At 73.5% G+C, this 24,889-nt stretch carries 18 protein-coding genes, 1 rRNA gene and 1 pseudogene; 15 read left to right on the forward strand and 5 right to left on the reverse strand.

Features of this window, described 5'->3' with window-relative positions; all coding sequences use genetic code 11:
- Nucleotides 1-169 precede the first annotated feature (169 nt).
- The 3 genes and pseudogenes from rrf (at nt 170) to AB0D94_RS14115 (ending at nt 2,926) form a co-directional block, all read left to right on the forward strand.
- Nucleotides 170-286: ribosomal RNA gene (gene rrf / locus AB0D94_RS14105) — 5S ribosomal RNA — on the forward strand.
- A 105-nt stretch (nt 287-391) separates the two neighbouring features.
- A pseudogene (locus AB0D94_RS14110) lies at nt 392-1,867 on the forward strand (hypothetical protein); the annotation flags it as partial.
- 141 nt (nt 1,868-2,008) lie between these two features.
- Nucleotides 2,009-2,926 (forward strand): hypothetical protein, encoded by a 918-nt coding sequence (locus AB0D94_RS14115; protein ID WP_362051112.1) that lies wholly within the window; start codon nt 2,009-2,011, stop codon nt 2,924-2,926.
- A gap of 84 nt (nt 2,927-3,010) precedes the next feature.
- Here AB0D94_RS14115 and AB0D94_RS14120 read toward each other — a convergent pair whose 3' ends face one another.
- The gene (locus AB0D94_RS14120; protein ID WP_362050805.1) at nt 3,011-4,282 is read right to left on the reverse strand and encodes a DUF1015 domain-containing protein; all 1,272 of its coding nucleotides are present in this window, start codon (nt 4,280-4,282) and stop codon (nt 3,011-3,013) included.
- A gap of 88 nt (nt 4,283-4,370) precedes the next feature.
- On the opposite strand from AB0D94_RS14120, the gene AB0D94_RS14125 reads away from it, so the two are divergent.
- The 4 genes from AB0D94_RS14125 to AB0D94_RS14140 are packed head-to-tail and all read left to right on the forward strand — an operon-like array spanning nt 4,371 to nt 8,517.
- Nucleotides 4,371-5,432, forward strand: a complete 1,062-nt coding sequence (locus tag AB0D94_RS14125; protein ID WP_362050808.1) for an HAD hydrolase-like protein — start codon at nt 4,371-4,373, stop codon at nt 5,430-5,432.
- Between the two features lie 47 nt (nt 5,433-5,479).
- Entirely contained in the window at nt 5,480-6,544 is a 1,065-nt protein-coding gene (locus AB0D94_RS14130; RefSeq protein ID WP_362050811.1) for an iron chelate uptake ABC transporter family permease subunit, read from the forward strand.
- A complete protein-coding gene (locus AB0D94_RS14135; RefSeq protein WP_362050814.1) occupies nt 6,541-7,626 on the forward strand; it encodes an iron chelate uptake ABC transporter family permease subunit in 1,086 nt (361 codons plus the stop codon). The genes AB0D94_RS14130 and AB0D94_RS14135 overlap by 4 nt, the downstream gene beginning before the upstream one ends.
- A gap of 24 nt (nt 7,627-7,650) precedes the next feature.
- The gene (locus tag AB0D94_RS14140) at nt 7,651-8,517 is read left to right on the forward strand and encodes an ABC transporter ATP-binding protein (RefSeq protein ID WP_362050817.1); all 867 of its coding nucleotides are present in this window, start codon (nt 7,651-7,653) and stop codon (nt 8,515-8,517) included.
- 135 nt (nt 8,518-8,652) lie between these two features.
- Here AB0D94_RS14140 and AB0D94_RS14145 read toward each other — a convergent pair whose 3' ends face one another.
- Nucleotides 8,653-9,000, reverse strand: coding sequence for an SCP2 sterol-binding domain-containing protein (locus AB0D94_RS14145; protein WP_362050820.1), 348 nt, complete (start codon nt 8,998-9,000; stop codon nt 8,653-8,655).
- Between the two features lie 64 nt (nt 9,001-9,064).
- Here AB0D94_RS14145 and AB0D94_RS14150 point away from each other — a divergent pair, with 64 nt between their 5' ends.
- From AB0D94_RS14150 to AB0D94_RS14170, 5 genes are all read left to right on the forward strand, one after another.
- On the forward strand, nt 9,065-9,397 hold the full coding sequence (locus tag AB0D94_RS14150; protein ID WP_362050823.1) for a hypothetical protein: 333 nt from the start codon (nt 9,065-9,067) through the stop codon (nt 9,395-9,397).
- A 7-nt stretch (nt 9,398-9,404) separates the two neighbouring features.
- Nucleotides 9,405-10,220, forward strand: coding sequence for a TlyA family RNA methyltransferase (locus AB0D94_RS14155; protein WP_362050825.1), 816 nt, complete (start codon nt 9,405-9,407; stop codon nt 10,218-10,220).
- Nucleotides 10,221-10,285: 65 nt separating this feature from the next.
- Nucleotides 10,286-11,176, forward strand: a complete 891-nt coding sequence (locus AB0D94_RS14160) for an NAD kinase (protein WP_362050828.1) — start codon at nt 10,286-10,288, stop codon at nt 11,174-11,176.
- Nucleotides 11,177-11,291: 115 nt separating this feature from the next.
- On the forward strand, nt 11,292-13,016 hold the full coding sequence (recN, locus tag AB0D94_RS14165; RefSeq protein ID WP_362051114.1) for a DNA repair protein RecN: 1,725 nt from the start codon (nt 11,292-11,294) through the stop codon (nt 13,014-13,016).
- Nucleotides 13,017-13,258: 242 nt separating this feature from the next.
- Nucleotides 13,259-14,374: a glycosyltransferase family 4 protein gene (locus AB0D94_RS14170; RefSeq protein ID WP_362050830.1), complete on the forward strand. Its 1,116-nt coding sequence runs from the start codon at nt 13,259-13,261 to the stop codon at nt 14,372-14,374.
- Between the two features lie 325 nt (nt 14,375-14,699).
- On the opposite strand, the gene AB0D94_RS14175 is transcribed toward AB0D94_RS14170, so the two are convergent.
- The 3 genes from AB0D94_RS14175 to AB0D94_RS14185 form a co-directional block, all read right to left on the reverse strand.
- Nucleotides 14,700-16,325, reverse strand: a complete 1,626-nt coding sequence (locus tag AB0D94_RS14175) for a PucR family transcriptional regulator (protein WP_362050833.1) — start codon at nt 16,323-16,325, stop codon at nt 14,700-14,702.
- Nucleotides 16,326-16,347: 22 nt separating this feature from the next.
- Nucleotides 16,348-17,730 carry an FAD-binding oxidoreductase gene (locus AB0D94_RS14180; protein WP_362050836.1) on the reverse strand — a complete coding sequence of 461 codons (1,383 nt, stop codon included), beginning with the start codon at nt 17,728-17,730 and terminating at the stop codon, nt 16,348-16,350.
- Between the two features lie 199 nt (nt 17,731-17,929).
- Complete coding sequence (locus AB0D94_RS14185; protein ID WP_362050839.1) at nt 17,930-19,735, reverse strand: glycoside hydrolase family 15 protein; 1,806 nt, start codon at nt 19,733-19,735, stop codon at nt 17,930-17,932.
- A gap of 461 nt (nt 19,736-20,196) precedes the next feature.
- Here AB0D94_RS14185 and AB0D94_RS14190 point away from each other — a divergent pair, with 461 nt between their 5' ends.
- The 3 genes from AB0D94_RS14190 (at nt 20,197) to AB0D94_RS14200 (ending at nt 24,750) form a co-directional block, all read left to right on the forward strand.
- Nucleotides 20,197-21,849, forward strand: a complete 1,653-nt coding sequence (locus tag AB0D94_RS14190) for a CTP synthase (protein WP_031144794.1) — start codon at nt 20,197-20,199, stop codon at nt 21,847-21,849.
- A gap of 83 nt (nt 21,850-21,932) precedes the next feature.
- The gene (locus AB0D94_RS14195) at nt 21,933-22,565 is read left to right on the forward strand and encodes an NUDIX hydrolase (protein ID WP_362051116.1); all 633 of its coding nucleotides are present in this window, start codon (nt 21,933-21,935) and stop codon (nt 22,563-22,565) included.
- Nucleotides 22,566-22,770: 205 nt separating this feature from the next.
- Nucleotides 22,771-24,750 carry a tetratricopeptide repeat protein gene (locus AB0D94_RS14200; RefSeq protein WP_362050843.1) on the forward strand — a complete coding sequence of 660 codons (1,980 nt, stop codon included), beginning with the start codon at nt 22,771-22,773 and terminating at the stop codon, nt 24,748-24,750.
- Nucleotides 24,751-24,889 lie beyond the last annotated feature (139 nt).

Below are 24,889 nucleotides of genomic sequence, written 5' to 3' on the forward strand. Positions count from 1 at the left end.
CAGATGTGGAAGCCCGGTAACGGGTGAAGCTGACTGGTACTAATAGGCCGAGGGCTTGTCCTCAGTTGCTCGCGTCCACTGTGTTAGTTCTGAAGCAACGAACGGTTGCTGGTTTCTAGAGCTAGAACATAACTACAAAGTGTGCTTGTTCGCTCGAAACCGATAGGGTTTCGGTGGTCATAGCGTTAGGGAAACGCCCGGTTACATTCCGAACCCGGAAGCTAAGCCTTTCAGCGCCGATGGTACTGCAGGGGGGACCCTGTGGGAGAGTAGGACGCCGCCGAACAATCTTTCAAAGGACCCTTGGTCCAGCGTTCAACGCTGGACCAAGGGTCCTTTTGTTTTTTCACCTCTTTACGCCGAAGCGCGGCCATGGGTTGGTTGCGCGAGAATGACTAGCGGTACCCCGAAGACAGGAGTCACACCCATGTCCAACTCTCCCGACGATCGTCCGGAGCGCGAGCCTCGGCGCAACGACGGCGGTGACAGGGGCGGCTACCGCGGGGGCCGTGACGACCGTGGTGGCGACCGTCCCCCGTTCCGTCGTGACGACCGTGGTGGCCGGCCTGCCGGCGCCGGTGGCGGTGGCGGCGGTTTCCGCCGTGACGACCGTGGCGGCCGCCCGGCCGGTGCAGGCGGTGGCGGTGGTTTCCGTCGCGATGACCGTGGCGGCGACCGCCCCTCTTTCCCGCGTCGTGACGACGACCGTGGCGGGCGTCCGGCCGGTGCCGGCGGCGGCGGTTTCCGTGGCCGTGACGACCGCGGTGGCGACCGTCCCTCCTACCCGCGTCGTGAGGACGACCGCGGTGGGCGTCCCTCGGGTGGTGGCGGCGGTTTCCGTCGTGACGACCGTGGCGGCGACCGCCCGTCCTTCCCGCGCCGCGATGACCGTGGTGGCGACCGTCCGTCGTACCCGCGTCGTGATGACGACCGTGGTGGGTTCCGCGGCGGCCGCGACGACCGTGGCGGAGACCGTCCCTCTTACCCGCGTCGTGACGACCGTGGCGGCGACCGTCCGTCCTTCCCGCGCCGTGACGACCGCGGTGGCGACCGTCCCTCGTTCCGTCGTGACGACCGTGGCGGCGACCGCCCGTCCTACCCGCGTCGTGACGACGACCGTGGCGGGCGTCCGGCCGGTGCCGGCGGCGGCGGCTTCCGTGGCCGTGACGACCGCGGTGGCGACCGTCCCTCCTACCCGCGTCGTGAGGACGACCGCGGTGGGCGTCCCTCGGGTGGTGGCGGCGGTTTCCGTCGTGACGACCGTGGCGGCGACCGCCCGTCCTTCCCGCGCCGCGATGACCGTGGTGGCGACCGTCCGTCGTACCCGCGTCGTGATGACGACCGTGGTGGGTTCCGCGGCGGCCGCGACGACCGTGGCGGAGACCGTCCCTCTTACCCGCGTCGTGACGACCGTGGCGGCGACCGTCCGTCCTTCCCGCGCCGTGACGACCGCGGTGGCGACCGTCCCTCGTTCCGTCGTGACGACCGTGGCGGCGACCGCCCGTCCTACCCGCGTCGTGACGACCGCGGCGGCGACCGTCCCTCGTACCCGCGTCGTGATGACGACCGTGGTGGGTTCCGTGGCGGCCGCGACGACCGTGGCGGCGAGCGTCCCTCTTACCCGCGTCGTGACGACCGCGGTGGGGACCGCCCGTCCTTCCCGCGCCGTGACGACCGTGGTGGCGACCGTCCCTCGTACCCGCGTCGGGATGACGACCGTGGTGGGTTCCGTGGCGGCCGCGACGACCGTGGTGGGGACCGTCCGTCCTACCCGCGCCGTGACGACCGTGGCGGCGACCGCCCCAGCTACCCCCGCCGCGACGACCGCGGTGGCGACCGTGGCGGGTTCCGTGGTGGCCGTGACGATCGCGGTGGTGACCGCGGTGGTTACCGTGGCGGTCGCGATGACCGTGGCGGCGACCGCGACTACCGCGCGGACCGCGACCGGGACCCGGTCAAGCGGCTTCCGATCGACGAGGACGTCACCGGTCTCGAGATCGACGCCGATGTGCGTCAGGAGCTCCTGAGCCTGCCCAAGGGCCTGGCCGAGGAAGTCTCGAAGAACCTGGTCATGGTCGCCCGGCTGATCGACGAGGACTCGGAGCAGGCGTACGCGTACTCGCGCATCGCCCTGCGACTGGCCTCCCGTGTCGCCGCCGTGCGCGAGGCCGCCGGCTTCGCCGCGTACGCGACGCAGAAGTACAGCGAGGCCCTCGCGGAGTTCCGTGCCGCCAAGCGCATGACCGGTTCCGTCGAGCTGTGGCCCGTCATGGCCGACTGCGAGCGCGGTCTCGGCCGTCCGGAGCGGGCGCTGGCCATGGCCGGCGAGCCCGAGGTGCAGAAGCTGGACAAGGCCGGTCAGGTCGAGATGCGTCTGGTCGCCGCCGGTGCCCGGCGGGACATGGGGCAGCTCGAGGCCGCCATCGTGACCCTGCAGAGCCCGGAGCTGGCTTCCAGCTCCGTCCAGCCGTGGACCGCGCGCCTGCGGTACGCCTACGCCGACGCGCTGCTCGCGGCCGGTCGTGAGGACGAGGCGCGCGAGTGGTTCGCCAAGACCCTCGAGGCCGACAAGGACGGGGCGATGGACGCCTCCGACCGGCTCGCCGAGCTGGACGGGGTCGAGTTCGTCGACGCCGCCATGGACGACGAGGACGACGACGAGGACGCCGCTGAGGTCGCGGCGGCCGAGCGGGCCTCCGACGTGGCGGAGTACTACGACGAGGACGACGACGAGTACGAGCCCGTCGAGCAGTCCGAGGCCGACCTGGACGTCGATGTGGACGTCGAGGCCGACGCCGCCGCCGACGAGGTCCGGGGCGACTTCGACGCCGATGCCGACGCGGACATCACCGACGAGGTCGTCGTTCTCGAGGACGAGGACGAAGACGAGGACGACGAGCAGGACACGGGCCGCGACAAGGCCTGAGTCTTCTGAGTGACATGGTCTGAGTGACATGGGAAAGGGCGGTACCCCCTCGGGGGTACCGCCCTTTCCCATGTCCGGGGGTGGTCAGTCCAGGCTGCGCAGGACCAGGCCGGTGGCCGGCTTCGGGCCGAAGGAGGTGGACTTGCGGGGCATGGTGACGCCCTGGCGGGCCAGGTCGCGGACGACCTCTTCCCGTACGGGGTGCAGCAGGACGGCGGTGCCGTTGTGGCGCTCGGCCATGGCGACCGTGGCGGCGGTGTCGTGGATGTACGCGATGTGCTCGGGGGCGTCGGGGACGCCCCACAGGGCGTCGAGCAGCGTCGCGTGCAGCACGGTGGCGTCCAGCCGGCGCCAGGCCTCGGGGCGGTCGCGGCGGACGGTGCGCTCCAGCAGGGCCGGGGCGGGGTCGGTGACCAGATGGAAGCTGCCGTCTCCCGTGAGGAGGAAGGCGTTGCCGCGTTCCGCCGCGTCCGCGAGGGCCTCCAGGGCGAGCGGGAGCGGCCCGTCGACGGGGCGGACCCGGAAGTGGCCGTCGAGGGCGGCGAGGGCGTCGGCGACCGGCAGGCGGCGCAGCATCCGGTGGATGGCGCGGACCTGGAGCGGGTAGCGGGCGGTGTCCACGAGGAGGACCAGGCCGAAGTCCCACGCGGTGGGGGAGGCGTGTTCCTCCTGGAGGCGCAGGTAGGTGGCCCAGCGGTGGTGGCCGTCGGCGATGAGGGCCTGGCGGTGGCCGAGGTCGGCGGTGACGGCGGCCAGCTCGGCGGGGTCCGTGACGGCCCACAGCCGGTGCCGGAAACCGTCCTCGGTGGTGGTCTCCAGCAGGGGGGCGCGCCGGGCCGTGGCCGCGACGGCCTGCGCCGCGGCGGCGTCGGGTTCCTCGCTCCGGTAGGTGAGGAGGAGGGGTTCGAGGTTGGCGGAGGTGGCCCGCATCAGGCCGGCCCGGTCGGTGACCACGTCCGGCATGACGTCCTCGTGGGGGAGGACGATGCCCGCGTCGGCGGTGGACAGGGCGAGGGCGCCGATGATGCCGCGCTGGAGGAGGCCGGCCCTGCTCTGCTCGTAGACGTAGAGCGCGGGTTCCGGGTCGGCGCTGAGGACGCCCTCGGTGAGCCAGGCGCGCAGGGTGTGCGCGGCCTGCTCGTTGCGGGCGGCGGGGGTGTCGGCCTGGGGAAGGATCAGGCGGACGATGTTGTGCGGGTCGGCGGATTCGAGGTAATCGACTCCGTCGGGGCGTACGACCACGTCGTAGGGCGGCGAGGTGACGGCGGCGAGGCTGCCGACACGCTCGGGGTCGTAGCGCAGGCCATGGAACGGGATCAGGCGCAGTCCATGGTCCGCGGTGCCAGATGTGGTCATTGGTGCATGGTAAGACCCGCATTGCGGTGCGGGATGATCGGGGGAGTACGGAAATCGGACAAGATCGATCCCATGAGGAGCGGCCAGGATGACCCGGCAGAGCAGGACCAGTCCCGCGGCGAGTGAGCGGAATCTGCACCAGGCGTACGACACCGCTCTGCTGGACCTCGACGGGGTGGTGTACGCGGGAGGCCACGCCATCGCGCACGCGGTGGAGTCCCTGGCCACGGCCCGCGCGCAGGGGATGCACCTCGCGTACGTGACGAACAACGCGCTGCGCACTCCGGACGCGGTCGCCGGGCACCTGACCGAGCTGGGCATCCCGACCGAGGCGGGCGAGGTGATCACCTCGGCGCAGGCGGTGGCCCGGCTGATCGCGGAGCAGGTGGCACCGGGTTCGAAGGTGCTGGTGATCGGTGGCGAGGGGCTGCGGGTCGCGTTGCGCGAGCGCGGGCTGGTGCCGGTGGAGTCGGCGGAGGAGGACGGTCTCGCGGCGGTCGTGCAGGGGTACGGGGGGCCCGAGCTGGCGTGGGGACGGTTCGCGGAGGCCTCGTACGCGATCAACCGCGGGGTGCCCTGGTACGCGTCCAACACCGACCTGACGATCCCCGGGGCGCGCGGGATCGCGCCGGGGAACGGGGCCGCTGTGGAGGTCGTACGGATCGCCACGGGCGCGGAGCCGCAGGTGGCGGGCAAGCCGCTGCCCCCGATGCACCGGGAGACGGTGCTGCGGACCGGGGCGAAGCGGCCGCTGGTGGTGGGGGACCGGCTGGACACCGACATCGAGGGCGCCTTCAACGGGGAGGTGGACTCGCTGCTGGTGCTGACCGGGGTGACCGACGCGGCGCAGCTGTTGCGGGCCGAGCCGAGGCACCGGCCGACCTATGTGGACCGGGACCTGCGGGGGCTGCTGACCGGGCAGCCGCGGGTACGGGAGCACGCGGAGGGCTGGGAGTGCGGTGGCTGGATCTCGGCGGTGTCCGGCGGCGTACTGGGCCTGCGCACCCTCCCGGAGGCGGGCGGGGCGGAAGCGGCGGACGCGGATCCGGTCGACGGGCTGCGGGCGCTGTGCGCGGCGGCCTGGACGGCGGCCGGGGACGGGGTCTGCGGGCTGGACGCGGAGAAGGCGCTGGCCGGGCTGGGGCTCTGAGGCATCCAGAGGGAGGGATTCAGACAGGGTAGGCTAACCTAACCTGCGTGTTGGTCGAGAGTCCCCCCGAAGCCGTACCCGAACCCGGACAGAGCGCGGCGCCGCCTGCCGTCGCCCGCTCGCGGCATGCCGCGCGTACCGCCGGGCTGCTGGCCGCCCTCGCGGTGCTGGCCCTGGTCGCGGTGGCGAGCATCGCCGTGGGCGCCAAGCAGATGACCCTCGACCAGGTCTGGCACGGCCTGTTCGACTACGCGGGGACGCCTTCCGACGTGGTGGTGCGGGACCTGCGGGTCCCGCGCACCCTCCTGGGGCTGATGGTCGGCCTCGGCCTCGGCCTGTCCGGTGCGGTGATGCAGGCGCTGACCCGCAACCCGCTGGCCGAGCCCGGCATCCTCGGCGTCAACGCGGGCGCCGCGGCCGCCGTCGTCTCCGCGATCAGCTTCCTCGGCGCGAGCTCGCTGAGGGAGTTCGTGTGGTGGGCCTTCCTCGGCGCCGCCGTCGTCTCGGTCGTCGTGTACGTGCTGGGCGGCAGCCGCAGCGCCACCCCGGTACGCCTCGCCCTCGCCGGTACGGCGGCCAGCGCGGCCCTGGTCGGCTACATCAACGCGGTCCAGCTGATGGACAGCACGGCGCTGGACAAGCTCCGCTTCTGGACGGTGGGTTCGCTGGCTTCGGCCAACATGGACACCGTCCGGCAGGTGGCCCCCTTCCTGCTGGCCGGCGCCGTCCTCGCGCTGTCGCTGGGGCGGCCGCTCAACGCGATGGCCCTGGGCGACGACACCGCGCGGGCGCTGGGCGCGCACCTGACGCGGACCCGGATCGGCGCCATGGCCGCCATCACCCTGCTGTGCGGTGCGGCCACCGCCGCCTGCGGGCCGATCGTCTTCATCGGGCTGATGATCCCGCACCTGGTACGGGCCTTCACCGGACCGGACATGCGCTGGGTGCTCGCGTACTCGGCGGTGCTGTCGCCCGCCCTGCTGCTCGGCGCCGATGTCGTCGGCCGGGTCGTCACCCGGCCCGCCGAACTCCAGGTCGGCATCGTCACCGCCCTCATCGGCGGTCCCGTCTTCATCTACCTCGTCCGGCGCAAGAGGATGGCCCAGCTGTGACCGCGACCGCCGCACCCGGCAAGGAACGGACGGCGCGTACACGACGGCCCGCGGCGCGGCCGCTGCGCCTGCCCGGCGGGACGTCGCTGCGGGTGGAGCGGCGCGCGCTGGTCACCGGCGTGCTGCTCGCGCTGGCGACGCTCGCGATGGCCGTCGTCCTCATCGGCACCGGTGACTTCCCGATCGCCCCGTGGGACGTCGTCCGGACCCTGCTGGGCAACGGCTCGCCCGCCCACCAGTTCGTCGTCAACGACCTGCGGCTGCCGAGGGTCCTGGTCGCCCTGCTCGTCGGCGCGGCCCTCGGCATGGCCGGCGCCGTCTTCCAGTCCGTCTCCCGCAACCCGCTCGGCTCCCCGGACCTGCTCGGCTTCGGCCACGGATCGGCGGTCGGCGCGCTCACCGTCATCATCCTGTTCAAGGGCGGGGCCACCGAGGTGGCGGTCGGCGCGCTGCTCGGCGGGCTGCTGGCCGGCGTCGCCGTCTACCTGCTCGCGTACAAGCGGGGCATCCAAGGCTACCGGCTGGTGCTGGTCGGCATCGGCGCCTCCGCCGTGCTGATCGCCGTCATCCAATACCTGCTCACCAAGGCCCAGGTGGTGGACGCCACCCGCGCGATGGTCTGGCTGACGGGCTCGCTGGCCGGCCGGGACTGGGCGCAGGTCGAGCCGCTGTTCGTGCTCTGCGCGGTGCTCTTCCCGCTGGTCCTCGGGCAGGGCCGGGCCCTGCGGATCATGGAGATGGGCGACGACGCCGCGTACGCGCTGGGGGTGCGCGTGGAGCGCACCCGGCTCCTGCTGATGCTCGCGGCGATCCTGCTGACCACCGCCGCGGCTGCCGCGGCCGGGCCCATCAGCTTCGTCGCGCTGGCCGCGCCGCAGCTGGCCCGCCGGCTGACCCGGTCGCCGGGGGCGAACCTGATGACCGCCGCGCTGATGGGCGCGCTGCTGCTGCTGGTGTCCGACTGGGCCTCGCAGCGGGCCTTCGGCGCCGACCAGCTGCCGGTGGGCGTGGTGACCGGACTGGTCGGCGGTGTCTACCTGCTCTGGCTGCTCGTCACCGAGCGCAGGGCGGGACGCGTATGACCTCGCGCGTATGACCTCGCGCGTATGACCGCGCCGCAGAATCCGGAGCAGAACCCTTTGAGGAGTACCGAAGTGCAGCGGCTGACCGCGCAGAACGTGACCCTCGGCTACGACCAGCGGGTCATCGCCGAGAACCTGTCGGTGGAGATTCCCGACCGTTCCTTCACGGTGATCGTCGGGCCCAACGCCTGCGGGAAGTCCACGCTGCTGCGTGCCCTGTCGCGGATGCTGAAGCCGTCCGCGGGCCGGGTGCTGCTGGACGGGCACGCCATCACGTCGATGCCCGCGAAGAAGGTGGCCCGGACCCTGGGGCTGCTGCCGCAGTCCTCGATCGCGCCCGACGGCATCACGGTGGCCGACCTGGTCTCCCGGGGCCGGTACCCGCACCAAGGGCTGCTGCGGCAGTGGTCGTCCGAGGACGAGCGGATCGTGAACGAGTCGATGGCCTCGACCGGGGTCGGTGACCTCGCCGACCGGGCCGTGGACGAGCTGTCGGGCGGACAGCGGCAGCGGGTGTGGATCGCCATGGCGCTCGCCCAGCAGACCCCGCTGCTGCTCCTGGACGAGCCGACGACCTACCTGGACATCCAGCACCAGATCGACGTACTGGACCTGTGCGCCGAGCTGCACGAGAACCAGGGCCGGACCCTGGTCGCGGTGCTGCACGACCTCAACCACGCCGCCCGCTACGCCACGCATCTGATCGCGATGCGGGGCGGGGAGGTCGTCGCCGAGGGGCCGCCGGCCGAGGTGGTCACCGCCGAGATGGTGGAGGGGGTCTTCGGACTGCCCTGCCAGATCATCGACGACCCGCAGACGGGCACGCCGCTGGTGATCCCGGCGGCGCGGAGGGCCCGTGCGGGGGCCCGTGCGGGGGCCCGTGCCGTGTGAGCGGGTGCCGCGCCGTTGCCGGGGCTCCGCCCCGGACCCCGCGCCTCGAACGCCGGCGGGGCTGGAGGGGCCGCCGACGGGGGCTGGAGTGGCCGCCGACGGGGTGGTGTGGCTGCCGGCGGGGCCGGGTGGGGGCTAGAGCAGGCTCTTCAGGCGCAGGAGGTCGCGGAAGCCGGCCTCCAGTCTGACCCGGCCGGAGGTCCAGGCCTTGGCGAACTTCAGTTCGCCCGCGACCAGGGCCACCAGGTCGTCGCCGGTCATCGCCAGCCGGATCTCGGCCTTGTCGGCCGGCGGGCCCGCGGCCACCGCCTCCACCCGGATCCGGCCGCCCTCGAGACGGCCCGTGAAGGTCTGGTCGAGGTCGGTGATGTGGCAGCTCAGCGAGCGGTCGAGGGCGGTCGCGCCGTGCGCGCCGCCTTCGGCCCGTGCAAGATTGCCGGAGAGTCGGTCGAGTGCTTCGCGGCACTCCTGGATCGTAGCCATCGTGATCACGACCGTACCGCAGAGCCGTGCGTGGTCGCGGGGCGCTTCGGGGTAGCGTCGGGGCATGAGCGACGAAGTGCCCGACGCGGGACCGTACGAGCCCCCGGTGAGCGTTGCGGGGCCCGGTCCCGAGACCGTTCCCGGGCCCGTTCCCGACACCGCCGCCGAGGCCGCCCCGCAGCCCGCGGAGCCCGCCGGGGCCACGCCGCTCGGCGTCGTGCGCACCCCCACCGGCCACGCCGCGGTCGACGCGGACCTGGCGCGGCTGGCGGACGCTGACCACCTGACGGCGGACGGACACCTCCAGGTGTACGAGGATGTCCACAAGGGGCTGCGCTCCGCGCTGACCGCGCTGGACGCGCCGCCCGTCCCCGGTACGTACGAAAACAGGAGCTGAACCGAACGTGGCAGGAGTGGCACGCCGCCGCCTGGACGCCGAACTGGTACGCCGCAGCATGGCCCGCTCGCGCGAGCACGCCGCGCAGCTGATCGCCGCGGGCCGGGTGACCGTGGGCGGCACCACCGCGACCAAGGCCGCCACCCAGGTCGAGACCAGTGCGGCCCTCGTGGTCCTCAAGGACGACAGCGACCCCGACTACGTCTCGCGCGGCGGCCACAAGCTGGCGGGCGCGCTGGCCGTCTTCCAGCCGCAGGGGCTGCGCGTGGAGGGCCGCCGGGCACTGGACGCCGGGGCCTCCACCGGCGGTTTCACCGATGTGCTGCTGCGCGCGGGCGTGGCCCACGTGGTGGCCGTGGACGTCGGCTACGGGCAGCTCGCCTGGGCCCTGCAGAGCGATGAGCGGGTCACCGTCAAGGACCGTACGAACGTGCGCGAGCTGACGGTCGAGCAGATCGACGGGATCCCGGCGGACCTGGTCGTCGGCGACCTGTCCTTCATCTCCATCGGCCTGGTGCTGCCCGCGCTGGTGCGGTGCACGGCGCCCGACGCCGACCTGGTGCTGATGGTGAAGCCGCAGTTCGAGGTCGGCAAGGACCGGCTGGGGAGCGGCGGCGTCGTGCGCAGCGCGGAGCTGCGGGCGGAGGCGGTGCGCGAGGTCGCGGCGCAGGCGGGCAAGCTGGGGCTGGGGGTTCTCGGGGTGACGGCGAGTCCGCTGCCGGGACCGTCGGGCAATGTCGAGTACTTTCTGTGGCTGCGGGCGGGGGCACCGGCACTCGACCCGGCGGATGTTGACCGTGCCGTGGCGGAGGGGCCGCAGTGACTGATTCATCGGGTTCAGCTTCATCGGGTTCAGCGGAGTCGGAAGGTCCGGAAGGTTCGGCGGGGGTGCGTACGGTCTTCCTGCTCGCGCACACCGGGCGGCCCGCGGCCATCCGCAGTGCCGAGCTGGTCGTGAAGGGCCTGCTGCGCTGCGGGCTCGGGGTGCGGGTCTTCGCGCACGAGGCGGTGGACCTCCCGCTGCCGCCCGAGGTGGAACTGGTCACCGGGTCCACCCCGGCGGTGCTCGACGGCTGCGAGCTGCTGGTCGTGCTGGGCGGGGACGGGACCCTGCTGCGGGGCGCCGAGTTCGCGCGGGCCTCGGGCGTGCCGATGCTCGGCGTCAACCTGGGCCGGGTGGGGTTCCTCGCCGAGGCCGAGCGAGACGATCTGGACAAGGTCGTCGACCGGGTGGTGACGCGCGAGTACGAGGTCGAGGAGCGGATGACCCTCGACGTGATCGTGCGCACGAACGGGGACGTGGTCCACCAGGACTGGGCGCTGAACGAGGCCGCCGTCCAGAAGGTGTCCCCGGAGCGGATGCTGGAGGTGGTCCTGGAGATCGACGGGCGCCCGGTGTCCGGCTTCGGCTGTGACGGGATCGTCTGCGCGACGCCGACCGGCTCGACGGCGTACGCCTTCTCCGCGGGCGGGCCGGTGGTCTGGCCCGAGGTGGAGGCCCTGCTGATGGTGCCGATCAGCGCGCACGCGCTGTTCGCGAAGCCGCTGGTGACCTCGCCGGACTCGGTGCTGGCGGTGGAGGTGCAGACGGGGACCCCGCACGGGGTGCTCTGGTGCGACGGCCGCCGCATGCTGGAGCTGCCGGCCGGGGCCCGGGTGGAGGTCCGGCGGGGCGCGGTGCCCGTGCGGCTCGCCCGGCTGCACCACGCGTCCTTCACGGACCGGCTCGTCGCGAAGTTCGCGCTGCCGGTGTCCGGATGGCGTGGCGCGCCCCATTAGCCGCCCGGGCGGGCGGTCCGCCCACCCCCCAATAGAACATCCGTTCGGGGATTCGGGGCGGGTGACGTCACATGGCACCCGTGAACCTCGGTATCGTCGTCCCGTGCTTGAGGAGATGCGGATACGGTCGCTCGGGGTCATCGACGACGCGGTGGTCGAGCTGTCGCCCGGTTTCACCGCGGTGACCGGCGAGACCGGCGCGGGCAAGACGATGGTCGTCACCAGCCTCGGGCTGCTGCTCGGCGGTCGCGCCGACCCGGCCCTGGTACGGATCGGGGCCAAGGCCGCGGTCGTCGAGGGCCGCATCGTCATGCGCCCGGACGCGCCCGCCGCCGTACGCGCCGAGGAGGCCGGGGCCGAGCTCGACGACGGCGCCCTGCTGATCAGCCGGACCGTCTCCGCCGAGGGGCGCTCGCGCGCCCACGTCGGCGGCCGGTCCGTGCCCGTCGGCCTGCTCGGCGAGCTCGCGGACGACCTCGTCGCCGTACACGGCCAGACCGATCAGCAAGGGCTGCTGCGGCCCGCCCGGCAGCGCCAGGCCCTCGACCGGTACGCAGGGGACGCCGTCGCCGTCCCGCTGGAGAAGTACGGCTCGGCCTACCGCAGGCTCCGCGCGGTGGCCGTCGAGCTGGAGGAGATCACCACCCGGGCCCGGGAACGCGCCCAGGAGGCGGACCTGCTGCGCTTCGGGCTGGACGAGATCGCGGCCGTGGAACCGGTGGCCGGCGAGGACACCGAACTGGCGGCCGAGGCGGAGCGGCTCGGCCACGCCGAATCGCTGGCCTCGGCGGCGCAGATCGCGCACGCCGCGCTCGCGGGCAACCCCGAGGACCCGGAGGCCATCGACGCGAACATCCTCGTCGCGGGCGCGCACCGGGCCCTGGAATCCGTACGCTCCCACGACCCGGCGCTCGGCGCGCTCGCCGAACGCATCGGGGAACTGGGCATCCTGCTCGGCGACGTGGCCGGGGAGCTGGCGGGCTACGCCGACGACCTGGACGCCGATCCGCTGCGGCTGGCCGCGGTGGAGGAGCGGCGGGCCGCCCTGACCCAGCTGACGCGCAAGTACGGCTCGGCGGGCACCGTGGACTCCGTACTGGAATGGGCCGAACAGGGTGCGGCGCGGCTGCTGGAACTGGACGGCGACGACGAGCGGATCACGGAACTGACCGCCGAACGGGACGGCCTGCGGTCCGAACTGTCGCTGCTGGCGCAGGCCTTGACGGACGCCCGGGTGGAGGCGGCGACGCGGTTCGCCTCGGCGGTGACCGCCGAGCTGGCCTCCCTCGCGATGCCGCACGCGCGGGTGACCATCGACATCCGGCAGGCGGAGGACCCCGACGGCGTCGAGGTGGACGGCCGCGCGGTCGCCTACGGCCCTTCGGGCACGGACGAGGTCGAGCTGCTGCTCGCCCCGCACCCCGGCGCCCAGCCCCGCCCGATCGCCAAGGGAGCCTCGGGAGGTGAGCTCTCCCGGGTGATGCTGGCCGTGGAGGTCGTCTTCGCGGGCTCCGACCCGGTGCCCACGTACCTCTTCGACGAGGTGGACGCGGGCGTCGGCGGCAAGGCGGCGGTCGAGGTGGGCCGGCGGCTGGCGAAGCTGGCCAAGTCGGCGCAGGTCGTGGTCGTCACGCACCTGCCGCAGGTCGCGGCCTTCGCGGACCGGCAACTGCTGGTCGAGAAGACCAACGACGGCTCCGTGACGCGCAGCGGGGTCACCGTCCTGGAGGGCGAGGCCCGGATCCGCGAGCTGTCGCGCATGCTGGCGGGACACGAGGACTCGGTCTCGGCGCGTGCGCACGCCGAGGAACTGCTGGCGGCGGCCCGCGCCGACGCGTAGCGGCCGACGCGCGGACGAGACGGTTCCGAAGGCCCGGCACGCACGAGCGTGCCGGGCCTTCGCGGTGCCTGGAGGCCGGAGCCGGAGGCCCGGAGGTGACGCCGCGCTAGCCCGTGTGGGTGAGGCTGAAGGGCCTCCGGCGCCATCTCGTACCGGATCCGCACCCGTATGGTCCCGGAACGCGCGTGCGGACTGGCATCCTTGGCGACGTCTCTGACTCTCTTCTCCAGGAGCTTCGGCCCGTGAGCAGCTCCCCGGTCTCCGCCCCGGTCCCGGCACAGCCCTACGGGCCGCCACCCCTCCGTACCGTCCAAGTGCTCGGCGGCGCGGGCGCGGGCAGCAGCGCGCACGTGCGGTCGCTCGCGACCGGGCTCGCCGCGCGCGGGGTACGGGTCACCGTGTGCGCGCCCGCCGAAGCCGAGGGGGAGTACGACTTCACCGGAGCCGGGGCGCAGTTCGCGCCCGACGCGGTGAGCGCCCTGCGCGCCGCGTGCGCCGGGGCGGACGTGGTGCACGCGCACGGCGTACGGGCCGGGATGCGGGCCGCGCTGGCCCTGCGCGGGCACCGGGCGCCGCTGGTGGTCAGCTGGCACGGCGAGGCCCCGGCGGCCCGCGGTGCGCTCGGGCGGCTGGGCCGGCTGCTGGAACGCCATGTGGCGCGCGCCGCCGCGGTGGTCCTGGGCGCCTCCTCGGACCAGGTGGACCTCGCGCGGCTGCGCGGGGCACGGGACGCGCGGCTGGCACCGGTGGCCGTACCGGCGGGCCCGGAGGCGGCCGCGGACGACGCGGGCAAGGCGCGGGCGGAACTGGGGGCGGTGGAAAGGCCCTTGCTGATCGCGGTCGGCAGCCTGGTGCCGCACCGGGGGTACTCCCTGCTGCTCGACGCGGCGCGGGAATGGCGGACGCTGGACCCCCTGCCGCTGCTGGTGATCGCCGGCGAGGGCCCCCTGCGGGCCGAACTGTCCCGGCGGATCGAGGCCGAAGGGCTGCCCGTACGGCTGCTGGGGCGGCGCCGGGACGCGGCGCAGCTGCTGGCGGCGGCCGACGTGGCGGTGCTGTCGAGCCGGTGGGAGGCCCGGGCGCTGCTGGCGCAGGAGGCGCTGCGGGCGGGCGTACCGCTGGTGGCGACGGCCGTCGGGGGCGTGCCGGAGCTGGTGGGGGAGGGGGCGGTGCTGGTGCCGTACGGGGACCCGGGGGCCCTGGCAGGCGCCGTGGCCGGCCTGCTGGCCGACCCCGAGCGGCGGGCCGGACTGGCCGCCGCGGGGCGGGCGCAGGCCGCGACGTGGCCGTCGGAGGACGACACGGTCGCGCAGGTCCTCTCCGTCTACGACGAGCTGATGGAGCGGTCCCGGCGGTAGCCGCGCGGGTGCGCCGCCGCTGCCGGGGCTCCGCCCCGGACCTGCGCCTCGAACGCCGGCGGGGCTGGATTCGGCTGGTGCCGTTCCGCCGGGCACGCCCCGGCCCCGCCGGCGTTCGAGGCGCGGGCGCGGAGCGCCGTAAGGGGTCCGGGGCGGAGCCCCGGGGAACGGTGGAAGGGCGGGTGGGGGACAAGCCCCGCAGGGCAGCCACCTGCCCGCGCCCGGCCGCCGGCGTCGGCACCCGGCACAGGGGCCGGCGGACGGAGTCCGGCGCAGCGGCGCGAAGTCCGGGAGGCGCGCTGGCGCCGAGCGGTGCGAGGAGGCGTCAAGAAGGAGCAGGAACGTGGCGGCGGGCGCGCAGGGCCAGGCTCAGGGAGAGGACCGTCTCGGGGTCGTCCAGGTCCGTGCCCAGCAGCTCCGAGATGCGGGCCAGGCGGTTGTACAAGGTCTGCCGGTTCAGGTGCAGTTCGCGGGCCGTCTCCGCTTTGCGGCCCGCGTGGGCCAGGTACGTCTCCAGGGTGGGCAGCAGCGGCGGCCGCGAGGTCAGGTCGTGCGTGCGCAGCGGGCCGATCGCCCGGTCCACGAAGGCCGCGAGGTCGGGGTGCTCGCGCAGCCGCCACAGCAGCAGGTCGATGTCCAGGCGCCGGGCGTCGTACCAGGGGCGCGCCGGGAGCCCGTGGGCCGCCGTGGCCGTCTCCGCGGCGTGCCGCAGGCCCGCCGAGGCGGCCGCCCAGCCGCCCGCGACACCGACGACCACAGCTGGCGGGGCGGCGGCGCGGTCCAGGCCGGCCCGTTCTACGCCGGCCCGCAGCGCGGCCGCCACCCGGTCCGCCACCGCCGTGCGTTCCGACTCCGCGCGCAGCGAGACCAGCAGCGGGACTCGGCCCTCGACCGGGCGGACGCCCAGCAGCACCGGTACCCCGACGGACGACAGCTCCTCCAGGACCGCACGGGCCAGGACCGCCCAGTTGCCGGAGGGGCCCAGGTCCGAGGACAGCCGCATGACCACCGGCAGCAGCGGTCCCGCGCCCGGCTTGAAGCCGAGGACGCGGGCCTGTGCGGGGGCGTCCTCCGCCGAGATGCGGCCCTCCGCCAGGTCCGTCAGGAAGTCGCCGCGGCCGCGCGCCGCCAGCTCCTCCTCCTGCCGTGCCTGCATCAGCACCACCGCGAGCACGCCCGCCGTGCGCTCCGCCGCCATCCGGTGCACCGGGAGCAGGGGGGCCGAGACCCCGAGGAGGACGAGCCGCGCCCGGACCGAGCCGGTGCCGTGGCCCCCGCCCGGTACGTCGACCACCACCGCGTGCGCCGAGGGTTCGGCCTCGCGCTGGCCGCGCAGGCCCTCCCACACCTGGAGCGGGTCCGCCCCCGGGTCCCCGGTCGAGCTGCCCGCCGCGTAGAGCAGTTGCCCGTCCGGGGTCTCCAGGAACACCGGGTTACCGGTGAAGTCGGCCAGGATGCGCAGCACCTGAGGGATCCCGCCGCCGCCGAGCAGGGCCTGCGTACAGCGGCGGTGGACCTCCTCCGCCCGCTGGAGCAGCGCGTAGTGGTGGTTGACGATCTCGGTGTGGACCTCCTCCGTGACGGTGACGAAGGGGACCTCGCGGTGGAGCTGGACCAGCGGCAGGCCCGCCGTGCGGGCGGTCTCCACGATGGTCGCCGGCAGCCGGGTGAAGCGCGGGCCGAGCTCGACGACGAGCGCGGCGATCCCCCGGTCCGCGAGGCGGCGTACGAAGGCGCGCTGTTCGGCGGGGCGGGTGCCGAGGCCGAGACCCGTGGTCAGCAGCAGCTCGCCGCCCTTGAGCAGCGACGCGATGTTCGGCACCTCGCCGGCGTGCACCCAGCGGACGGTGCGCCCCAGCCGGTCGGCGCAGGCCACCACCTCCGGCAGCCCGCTGCGCAGCCCCGGCAGCTCCAGCGCCTGCTGAACCGTGATCCCGCCCTGATCGTCCATATCGCGGGACGCTATCAGGGGGTCAGGCGGGCTGGATGTTGTGGTTGAAACGGAAGACGTTGTCGGGGTCGTACTCCCGCTTCAGGGCCGCCAGCCTGCGCATGTTCTCCTCCCCGAGCCCCGCCGCGACCCGCTCCGCGCCCTCGTCCCCGGTGAAGTTGAGGTAGACGGCCCCGGTGCTCCACGGCCGCGCGTCGGACCGCACGTCCTTGACCCACCGCCGACACCGCTCGTCGTCGGCGGGGTCCTCCCAGATCCCGAAGGGGTGCACCGCCCAGGCGGCGTCGCGGTACGGCACGGGGTAGTCGCCGGGGGCCGAGGCGATCGCGCCGCCCTGCGGAAAGATGATGTGCTGGGTGCCGGTCGGCACCGGCATCGAGTCGGCGCGGGCGCAGAACACCTCCACGAACTCGTCCGGCAGACCGGTCAGGTACTCCGCCGACCAGTAGTTCCGCAGCCCCGGCGGGTCGTCGATCATGCACTGCAGATCGGGGTACGGGATGGCCGTGACGATCTCCGCCTCGTGCGGGAGCGCCAGCAGCGGCGCGGCGAGCCGGCGCATCTCCTCCTCGGGCCCCGCGTACGTCAGCAGCGCCGCGGCCACCAGCCGGCCGACCAGGTGCGGCGGGACGAACTCCTCGGGCGGGCCGGTCAGGTAGATGGCTGCCCCGCCCGCCTCGGGCGGCCCCGCCTCGATGACCTCCCGGAACGTACGAACCACCTCGGCCCCGCGCTCCGGCAGGTACAGCAGGAACGCGATGGACATGACGGGCAGCTCGTGCAGCCGCAGGGTCAGCGAGGTGGCGACGCCGAAGTTCCCGCCGCCGCCGTGCAGCCCCCAGAACAGCTCGGGGTGGTCCTCCCCGGTCGCGTGGACGAGCTCGCCGTCCGCGGTGACGAGGTCCACGCCCAGCAGGTTGTCCACCGCCAGGCCGAACTTGCGGTCCAGCCAGCCGGAACCGCCGCCCAGGACGAAGCCTCCGACCCCGGTCGTGGAGGCCCGGCCGCCGGTGGTCGCCAGCGCGTACGGGTGGCAGGCCCGGTCCAGATGGCTCATCGTGGCCCCGCCCTCGATGTGGGCCGCCTTCGCCGCTGGATGGACCGTCACCTCGTGCATCCGGCGCAGGTCCACGACCACACCGCCGTCGTTGAGGGACATCCCGGCGACGCTGTGCCCGCCGCCGCGCACCGCGATCTTCAGGTCCAGGTCCCTCGCGAAACGCACGGCGGTGACCACGTCGGCCGTGCTCTCGCACTGGGTGATCACGGCCGGCCTGCGGTCGATCATCGAGTTGAAGCGGGTCCGGGCCTCGTCGTACCCCGCGTCGTCCGGTGTGAAGACGTCACCGGACAGATCCTCGCGGAGCGCGGCGAGGGCCGTCCCCGCCTTCGAGAGGGGCGCCATGGCTTCCCCCTTCAGAGAAGGGCACAGGACCCTTTCAGCCTAGGCGGAGGAGATCACCGGGGCACGGCGGGAGGATCCGCACCCGGGCCGGGCGCGCATCACCCCCTGGCGCGCACCACCTCCGGCCGCGCACCACCTCCGGCCCGCGCACCGCCCGGGCCGGGCACCGCCCGGGGCCGCGCGTCACCCCGTACGCGCGCTACCCGCCGTACGCCCCGCTCGCGGTCAGCCGCAGCGCCGTGTCGATCAGCGGAACGTGGCTGAAGGCCTGCGGGAAGTTCCCGACCTGCCGCTGGAGCCGCGGATCCCACTCCTCCGCCAGCAGCCCGAGGTCGTTGCGCAGCGAGAGCAGCCGCTCGAAGAGCCGCCGGGCCTCGTCCACCCGGCCGATCATCGCCAGGTCGTCGGCCATCCAGAACGAGCACGCGAGGAAGGCGCCCTCGTCGCCCTGCAGCCCGTCCACGCCGGCCTCCGCGCCCGCCGTCGGGTAGCGCAGGATGAAACCGTCGGGCGTGGACAGCTCGCGCTGAATCGCCTCGATGGTGCCGATGACCCGCTTGTCGTCCGGCGGCAGGAAGCCCATCTGCGGAATCAGCAGCAGGGAGGCGTCCAGCTCCTTCGACCCGTAGGACTGGGTGAAGGTGTTGCGTTCCTTGTCGTAGCCCTTCTCGCAGACGTCCTGGTGGATCTCGTCGCGCAGTTCGCGCCAGCGCTCCAGCGGGCCGTCCGCGTCGCCGCTCTCGATCAGCTTGATCGTGCGGTCCACGGCCACCCAGGCCATCACCTTCGAGTGCACGAAGTGGCGGCGCGGGCCGCGCACTTCCCAGATGCCCTCGTCCGGCTGGTCCCAGTGGGTCTCCAGGTACCGGATCAGTTTGAGCTGGAGCACCGAGGCGTAGTCGTTGCGGGCCAGACCGGTCATGTGGCCCAGGTGCAGGGCCTCGGTGACCTCGCCGTACACGTCGAGCTGGAGCTGGTGGGCGGCGCCGTTGCCGACGCGGACCGGGGCCGAGTTCTCGTACCCCGGCAGCCAGTCCAGCTCGGTCTCGCCCAGCTCCCGCTCGCCCGCGATCCCGTACATGATCTGGAGGTTCTCCGGGTCGCCGGCCACCGCCCGCAGCAGCCAGTCCCGCCACGCGGAGGCCTCGTCGCGGTAGCCCGTGCGCAGCAGCGAGGACAGGGTGATGGCCGCGTCCCGCAGCCAGGTGTAGCGGTAGTCCCAGTTCCGGACCCCGCCGATCTCCTCCGGGAGGGAGGTGGTCGGCGCGGCGACGATCCCGCCCGTGGGGCCGTACGTGAGGGCCTTGAGCGTGATCAGGGAGCGGACCACGGCCTCCCGGTAGGGCCCGTGGTACGTGCACTGCTCGACCCAGTCGCGCCAGAACTCGGTGGTCGACTCCAGGGCGGACTCGGCCTCCGGTGCCTCCGGCGCGCCCCGGTGCGAGGCCTGCCAGCTGATGCTGAAGGCCACCCGGTCGCCCGGGCCCACCGTGAAGTCGGAGTAGGTCGTCAGGTCCTTGCCGTAGGTCTGGGCGTCGGTGTCCAGCCAGATGGAGTCCGGACCGGCCACGGCCACGGTGCGCCCGTCGACCTGGTGCACCCAGGGCACGACCCGGCCGTAGCTGAAGCGCATGCGCAGCGCGGAGTGCATCCGGACGCGCCCGGAGACCCCCTCCACGATGCGGATCAGCTGCGGGGCGTGGTCCTCGCGGGGCGGCATGAAGTCGATCACGCGGACGGTGCCGCGCGGCGTGTCCCACTCCGACTCCAGCACCAGCGAGTCGCCGCGGTAGCGGCGCCGGGTGGCACGCGGGGCCTCGGTCTCCGCCGGGAACGCCGGGCCGATCCGCCAGAACCCGTGATCCTCGGTGCCGAGAATGCTCGCGAACACGGCATGGGAGTCGAAACGTGGCAGACACAACCAGTCCACTGCCCCGTCCCGGCAGACCAAAGCCGCGGTCTGCATGTCCCCGATCAGTGCGTAATCCTCGATGCGCCCGGACACGTTGCATCTCCAGTCGAACGGCCACGTCCGCCCCGAAGGGCGCTTGCATTTGCGCGGTTGCGCGGTCTCCTGTGGGTGGGGATCTCCGCGCCGAGCCCATGATTCCGTATGCGGCGGTGTGTGGCCGTCTGCCGGACTGCTCGGCGAGGATGTGTGCGATATCCGAGCAGGATATGACGGCACCCTAGTGATCTCGTTCAGGCCCGGAAGAATGCGACTGGGCCGAACGGGTGACCAGGAGGGATGCCGGCCCGGCGCCGTACGCGGCCCGGCCGCGCCGCGTGGCCGGAGGCGGACCGGCCCGGGCGCTGATAGGCTGGTACCCCGTGGACCGGTGGTCTGCCTGTGCGAATCAGGAGCCCCGAAACCGCAGCTTCGGCGCCCCCTGAGACCCTTCCGGATCGACGGTGGCCGGCGCCGGACGCACCTCACCTCGCGACCACGGGAGCCCCCTCTTGGCGATGCCGCCCAAATCCATGACGACCAAGCACATCTTCGTCACCGGGGGTGTCGCTTCCTCCCTCGGCAAGGGCCTGACGGCCTCCAGCCTGGGTGCGCTGCTGAAGGCGCGCGGCCTGCGGGTCACGATGCAGAAGCTCGACCCCTACCTGAACGTCGACCCGGGCACGATGAACCCCTTCCAGCACGGCGAGGTGTTCGTCACCAACGACGGCGCCGAGACCGACCTGGACATCGGCCACTACGAGCGCTTCCTCGACGTCGACCTCGACGGCTCGGCCAACGTCACCACCGGCCAGGTCTACTCGCAGGTCATCGCCAAGGAGCGGCGCGGCGAGTACCTCGGTGACACCGTGCAGGTCATCCCGCACATCACCAACGAGATCAAGCACCGCATCCGCCGCATGGCGACCGCGGACGTCGACGTGGTCATCACCGAGGTCGGCGGCACCGTCGGCGACATCGAGTCGCTGCCCTTCCTGGAGACCGTCCGCCAGGTCCGCCACGAGGTCGGCCGCGACAACGTCTTCGTCGTGCACATCTCGCTGCTGCCCTACATCGGCCCCTCCGGCGAGCTGAAGACCAAGCCCACCCAGCACTCCGTCGCGGCGCTGCGCAACATCGGCATCCAGCCCGACGCGATCGTGCTGCGCGCCGACCGCGACGTGCCCACGTCCATCAAGCGCAAGATCTCGCTGATGTGCGACGTGGACGAGGCGGCCGTGGTCGCGGCCATCGACGCGAAGTCGATCTACGACATCCCGAAGGTGCTGCACACCGAGGGCCTGGACGCGTACGTGGTCCGCAAGCTCGACCTGCCCTTCCGCGACGTCAACTGGACGGTGTGGGAGGACCTGCTGGACCGGGTCCACAACCCCGACCACGAGGTCAAGGTCGCGCTCGTCGGCAAGTACATCGACCTGCCCGACGCCTACCTGTCGGTGACCGAGGCGCTGCGCGCCGGCGGTTTCGCCAACCGGGCCCGCGTGCAGATCAAGTGGGTCACCTCCGACGACTGCAAGACCCCGGCCGGCGCCGCCGCGGTGCTCGGCGACGTGGACGCGATCTGCGTGCCCGGCGGCTTCGGCGACCGCGGCGTCAACGGCAAGGTCGGCGCGATCACCTACGCCCGCGAGAACAAGATCCCGCTGCTCGGCCTGTGCCTGGGCCTGCAGTGCGTGGTCATCGAGGCCGCCCGGAACCTGGCGGGCATCGAGGACGCGAACTCCACCGAGTTCGACGCCTCCACCCCGCACCCGGTCATCTCGACCATGGAGGAGCAGCTGGCCTTCGTCGAGGGCGCGGGCGACCTGGGCGGCACCATGCGCCTGGGCATGTACCCGGCGAAGCTCGCCGAGGGCTCCATCGTGCGCGAGGTCTACGGCGACCAGGCGTACGTGGACGAGCGCCACCGCCACCGCTACGAGGTGAACAACGCCTACCGCGGTGAGCTGGAGAAGAAGGCGGGCCTCGTCTTCTCCGGAACCTCCCCGGACAACAAGCTCGTCGAGTACGTCGAGTACCCGCGCGAGGTGCACCCCTACCTGGTGGCCACCCAGGCCCACCCGGAGCTGCGCTCCCGCCCGACCCGCCCGCACCCGCTGTTCGCGGGCCTGGTCAAGGCGGCCGTCGAGCGGCAGCAGTCCGCGAAGTGAGCGCCTGACCGCATAACGTAGACAGCCGGGGCACGGACCGTGTCCCGGCTGTCGCGTTTCTGGGGAAGGTACGGGCCATGGCCATGGGCAACGACATCGTGGACACGCCGGAGTCGTGGGAGGTCGTCGCCTCGCGCACGCCGTTCGAGGGCGCGAAGACATCCGTGAAGTCGGACCAGGTCCGGATGCCCGACTCCTCGGTGGTGCGCCGCGACTACCAGGTGCACCCGGGCTCGGTGTGCGTCCTCGCACTCGACGAGGAGCAGCGGGTGCTGGTCCTCAAGCAGTTCCGGCACCCCGTGCGGCACCGCCTGTGGGAGCTGCCGGCCGGGCTGCTGGACGTGGCGGGGGAGAACCCGCTGCACGCCGCCGAGCGGGAGCTGTACGAGGAGGCGCACGTCAAGGCGGAGGACTGGCGGGTGCTCGCCGACTTCTTCACCTCGCCGGGAGGCTCCGACGAGGCCGTACGGATCTTCCTGGCGCGGGATCTGTCGGAGGCGGAGGGGGAGCGGTACGTGGTCTCCGAGGAGGAGGCGGACATGGAGCTCGCCAGGGTTCCGCTGGCGGAGCTGGTGGCCGGGGTGCTGGCGGGACGGCTGCACAACCCGGGTCTGGTGACGGGGGTGCTGGCGTTGTCCGCGGCCCTTGCCTCCGGCGGGGTGGAGTCGCTGCGCCCGGCGCTGGCCCCGTGGCCGGCCCGGCCGTACGAGGCGTAACCGCGGCGCCGCTGCGGGCTCCGCCCCCGGGCCCCCGCGCCGCAAACGCCGGCGGGGCCGGATCTGGCTGCCGCCGTGCGAGCGGCGCGTGAAAAAAGCGGACCATCTGTTGATCCGATTGGGGGATTTGCCCGCCGCGCTCCACCCGGGTCGTCGCTCTGCGTGAACTACGCTCGCAACCCGAGGCAGGGAGAGGAGCGGATCCGTGACGGATTTCGTCGGGCGGCGGCGTGAGCTCAAGGAGCTGCGCGAGGACATCGCACGGACCGGGCTCGACACCCTCTCGGGCCGTAAGGCCAAGGCGCCGAGGGCGCGGGTCCTGCTCGTCGCGGGGCGGCCCGGATCGGGGCGGACCGCCCTCGCCGAGGCGTTCGTGCGCGAGGTCGCCGACCAGTACCCCGACGGGGTGCTCCGGACCCGGCTCACCGCCCCCGGCGGGGAGACCGTGGCCACCGAGCGGGCCGTCAGGGGGCTGCTGGAGGGCCTGGGACACGCCACGCCGCCCGGGGCCGGGGAGGACGAACTGAGCGCCGCCCTGCGGGACGCCGTCGCCGACCGGCGGGTGATCATCCTCGTCGACGACGCCGCCGACCCGCACCAGGTCGACGCCCTGCTGCCCGACACCCCCGAATGCCTGGTCGTGGTCACCGCCGAAGGCCCGCTCACCGGGATCCCCGACGTACGGCCCTGCACCCTCGGCGGGCTGGACACGCCGTCCGCCGTCGAGCTGCTGGCCCAGCGCATCGGCGACACCCGGGTCACCGCCGACCCGCGCGCCGCCGAGGCGCTCGCCGAGGAGTGCGGAGGCCAGCCCGCCGCGCTCGGCCTCGTCGGCGGATGGCTCGCCGCCCACCCCAAGGCCTCCGTCTCGGACGTGGCCAAGCAGCTGCACGACATGCCCGTCGCCACCGGCGGTGCACTCGCCCGGGGCTTCCGCCTCGTCTACGAGTCCCTGCCGCAGCCCGCCCAGCGGACCCTGCGGCTGCTGCCGCTCGCCCCGGCCGGCATCGTCGACTCGCACACCGCCTCCGCCCTCGCCGGCTGCTCCGTGGCCGCGGCCCAGGCCACGCTGGACGATTTCGCCGGGCTGGGCCTCGTACGCCCCTCCCAGGACGGCCTGTACCTGCTGCCCGGCTGCCTCGCGCCGCTGCTCCAAGCCCTGCTGGAGGCCAAGGAGCGCCCCGCCGAGGTCCAGCTGGCCCGGGCCCGGATGCTGGAGCGGACCGTACGGCTGCTGCACTCCTGCCGGGCCATGGCCGCGCCCGCCGAGGGCACCGACGACGGCGTGGACCCGCGCGAGCGGCTGGACGGCATGCCGCGCGCCCTGCGGTTCCCCGACCGGCGGGCCGCCGCCACCTGGCTGGACACCCGGCTGCCCGCGCTGTCCGCGGCCGCCTCCCTGGCCGTGGCCGACGGCGAGCTGGACACGCTGGCCCGGCGGCTGGTCGCGGCCCTCGTACGGGCGCTGGCCGACCACCGCGGCACCGCCGCGGCCGCCCCCGAGCTGTACGGGCTGCACCGCCTGGTCCTGGACGTGGCCGAGCGCCGCAACCTGTACCGGGAGCAGGCCGCCGCGCTGCTGAACCTGGCCGACCTGGACGCCGAGACCGGCCGCACCCAGGAGGCGCTGGAGCGCTACCGGGCCGCGCTGGACGCGGGACGCGCGGCGAACGACCCGTACGCGACGGGCCGCGCGATGGAATCCGTAGGCGGCGCGTACCAGGAGCTGACCGACTGGCACCGGGCCGCCGACTGGTTCGGCCGGGCCCTGTCCCAGGCCCTCGCGCGGGGGGAGCGCGCGGACGAGGCCCGGCTGTACGGGCGGCTGGGCAACGTCCACACCTACGCGGGCCGGTACGGGGAGGCGATGCGCAGCTGGCGGGCCGCGGCGGCGGGGTACCGGAAGCTGGCCGATGTCCCGGGTCAGGCAAAGGCGTTGAGCGAGATGGCCCGGGTCCAGGAGTACGCCGGGCATCCGGAGGAATCGCTGCACACCTGCCGCGAGGCGGTGGAGCTGGCGCGCAGGGCCGGGGACCTGCGGCTCCAGGCCGCGCTCCAGGTGCGGCTCGCCGACACGCTGGACCGGCTGGGTGACCCCGCGGCTGCCAGGCTGCACCGCTCTGCGGCCGATCGATTGCTGGGAGATGACCCCGCAGCCTGCGAAATCCGTAGTGGTTCCGACTGAGATTATTGGTTTGCAAGGCTAGACAGCGACTCATCCTTCATTAGACTGGCTCCACCACGTCATCCTGTGGTGCATCCCGTTGCGCGTTCTTGTGGGCGGGTATGTATGTAAGTGCCCCGTATCATCCCCTGAGCCAAGG

Source organism: Streptomyces sp. NPDC048255 (assembly GCF_040652415.1).
Taxonomy (GTDB): Bacteria; Actinomycetota; Actinomycetes; order Streptomycetales; family Streptomycetaceae; genus Streptomyces.